Below are 2912 nucleotides of genomic sequence, written 5' to 3' on the forward strand. Positions count from 1 at the left end.
CCATAATCTCTTTCATCCGCTTGTTTTTAGTAACAATATTATCGAAGCGATATACATTCGCGAGTCTCTCTTTCAATTCTTTTATCTGGGAAATATCCCTGAAAACTTCAACGATCCCAATCAGGCTCCCTGCCTCATCAAAAAGTAAATCAGTATTGATGTTTACAGGTATTCGGCGGCCTTCTCTATTCTCTATGAAGCTCTCATAATTTGATAGTCTTTCTCTCCTGGCAAGTGTGCGGCGCAGAGCGCAATCTTCAGTAGCGCATATATTGCTTCTGATAAAATTCTCACATCGTTTGCCGATCATTTCAGTGTCCGGATAACCGAGAAGTTCCTGCATTGCCTTGTTTACATAATTTATCCTGCCATCAAGGTCAATGGTCAGGACACCGTCACTTATGCAATTAAGAATTATACGTTCTTCCATGGCTAATGTTCCAAAAGTTAACGAAATGTTAGCAGAGGTGGATATTGATGTCAAATAAAATGAGGCTGCTATGTCTATGAGCAGGGGCTTACAAAGGAGCATGCAATTAATCCCCCTTACTCCCCCTTTTTCAAAGGGGGAAATCAGGTACCCCCGTCTTTCAAGGGAGAAATCAGGTTACCCCCCTTTAGAAAAGGGGGGTAAGGGGGGATTTGAAAGACTTTTTTTGAGTGAAAACCTTCAATATTTTCATGACACTCACGGAATAAGGATTATCTTGCCGAAGTTTTCCCTGTTAAGCATACGCTCCTGGGCCATCCTGGCCTCTGATAAGGGATAAGAAGAATCAATAACCGGTTTCAGTTTCTTCTGACCAACAAGATTTGTAACCGTAAGTAAATCACGGCGAGTCCCCATTACAGAGCCCATAATCGTCTGCTGACGCATGAAAATAAATCTGAGGTCAATCTTGACTTCCGGGCCTGTTGTCGCACCACATGTAACAAGCCTGCCATTTTTTGCAAGCGATGCGATGCTCTTATCCCACGTTGCAGGACCTGCATGCTCATACACGACATCCACTCCCCTGCCATAGGTAATCTCCTTTACCCTGTGAGAAAAGTCATCCCGCGAGTGATTGATGACCTCATCTGCACCGAGCTTTTTCGCAAGTTCAAGCTTTTCATCACTTCCTGCAGTAGCAATAACGCGGGCACCGGCAAGTTTAGCTATCTGAACAGCAACTGAACCTATACCACTTCCAGCACCGATTATCAGTACATCCTCTCCCGGTGCAAGCCCAGCCCTTGTTATCAGCATATGCCATGATGTGACGAATGTCAGAGGAAAGGCCGCAGCCTCTTCAAATGATATACCATCAGGAATTGGGATAATATTTATAGCAGGGGCCTTCGCATACTCAGCATATCCCCCGTCCACCTGACCACCAATGATCCGAAAGGTTTCACAAAGATTGTCCATGCCGGAAAGACAGTATGAACACTTAAAACAACTAAGACCCGGGGCTATAATAACCCTGTCACCTGGCTTTATACGTCCTTTATCAACATCATCTCCAACACATTCTACAACACCCGCTATATCACAACCTGATATATGAGGCAAAGTCAGCTTGTACGCTGGTATCCCCTGCCTAACCCATATATCGAGATGATTAAGACCACATGCCCTGACACGGACCAGAACTTCATCGCGACCGATTGAAGGTACAGGAACATCTTCATAGTGCAGCTTTTCCGGCCCGCCAAATTCAGTGAATATTGATGCCTTCATGGATAGTAAGCCACTCCTTTCTTAGTCAAGTGCCAACATTGTCTCTTTTTTCATTAGCTATTTTATAAAGTCATCTCCCTTTGAATCGCCTTAAATATTAAAGACTTCCAGGCAAAAAAGCAACCTTTTGGAAAACTCTCCTTATCACCCCGACACATGTTTGCCCGGTGAATCTATTCATTTCTCACTGCCTTTATACATGATTTTATATATAATACAACAGTGATATAGCTCGATCATATAGACCCCATGCTCGCCCGTCAGAATTGACTCACCCTTCCGCATAGTGTTAGAATAATCTAACTGGAAAGGAGACATGAAATGCAAACATATCAGTTCCGATGCGAGGATTGCGGGGTATTGTTCGAAGGGATAGTTAGAAATCCGGATTCCCCTATATCCTGCGAGTTCTGCCAGAGTAGTCACGTGAAAAAACTCTTCATGGTATCTGTTCCTGAGGAGAGAGACGACGAGTCGCTTTTAGAAGGTGAGTGTTAACTCAGATGATCCGTCTCAAAGAAGTCCTGGACAATCTCTGCGATACTCCCCGCCTCGAAACACACATCAAAAATGATCCTATCGAATTCCCTCACCTTTATGATGACCCTGCGGATATCGAACTTGCAGGGTTTATTGCCTCTTCACTTGCCTTTGGACGGATTGGTTTATTCAAGCCCGTGATTAACAAGATTCTCTCTTTTGCTGATGGTAGTCTTTATGAATATGTAATCAACTTTGAACCTCATAACGAAATAAAACGCTTCGAAGGCCTTTACTATCGCATGTGCAAAGGAGCAGACATAGCGGCATTTATATTCATATTAAGAGAGGTTATTAGAAAACACAATACCATAGGCGCCCTCTTTAACTCTTGCTATAATGATCAAACCACTTTAAGAAAAGCACTTGGCATGTTTGCAGGACATCTAAAAGATATAGACACAACACCAATATATGGTAAATCAATAACTCCACGGGGGTTACTTCAGTTAATTCCATCGCCAGAAAACGGCGGCCCATGTAAACGCCTTAACATGTATCTGAGATGGATGGTGCGTCCATCAGACGGTATTGACTTTGGACTGTGGAAGCAGATCCCTCCATCGGCCCTTGTCTATCCACTCGATACCCATATCATCAGGATATGTAAGGAGCTGAATATGACAAAGAGGAAATCAGCAAACTGGGC

General features: G+C 43.5%; 4 protein-coding genes. 2 read left to right on the forward strand and 2 right to left on the reverse strand.

Annotated features, from left to right (window positions below):
* The coding region (locus IT392_10140; protein MCC6544842.1) for a PAS domain S-box protein at positions 1-532 on the reverse strand (532 nt) is incomplete at its 3' end.
* Between the two features lie 156 nt (positions 533-688).
* On the reverse strand, positions 689-1723 hold the full coding sequence (locus IT392_10145; protein ID MCC6544843.1) for a zinc-binding dehydrogenase: 1035 nt from the start codon (positions 1721-1723) through the stop codon (positions 689-691).
* Positions 1724-2044: 321 nt separating this feature from the next.
* Here IT392_10145 and IT392_10150 point away from each other — a divergent pair, with 321 nt between their 5' ends.
* Both IT392_10150 and IT392_10155 read left to right on the forward strand, forming a co-directional pair.
* Positions 2045-2221, forward strand: coding sequence for a hypothetical protein (locus IT392_10150; GenBank protein MCC6544844.1), 177 nt, complete (start codon positions 2045-2047; stop codon positions 2219-2221).
* Positions 2222-2226: 5 nt separating this feature from the next.
* A partial coding sequence (locus IT392_10155; protein MCC6544845.1) for a TIGR02757 family protein occupies positions 2227-2912 on the forward strand: 686 nt, incomplete at its 3' end.

The organism is Nitrospirota bacterium, assembly GCA_020846775.1.
GTDB lineage: Bacteria > Nitrospirota > 9FT-COMBO-42-15 > HDB-SIOI813 > HDB-SIOI813 > RBG-16-43-11.

Bases quoted from the DNA above. Each gene is read 5' to 3' on its own strand.
- IT392_10145 (MCC6544843.1), bottom strand. From the start codon at position 1,723: ATGAAGGCATCAATATTCACTGAATTTGGCGGGCCGGAAAAGCTGCAC.
- IT392_10150 (MCC6544844.1), top strand. From the start codon at position 2,045: ATGCAAACATATCAGTTCCGATGCGAGGATTGCGGGGTATTGTTCGAA.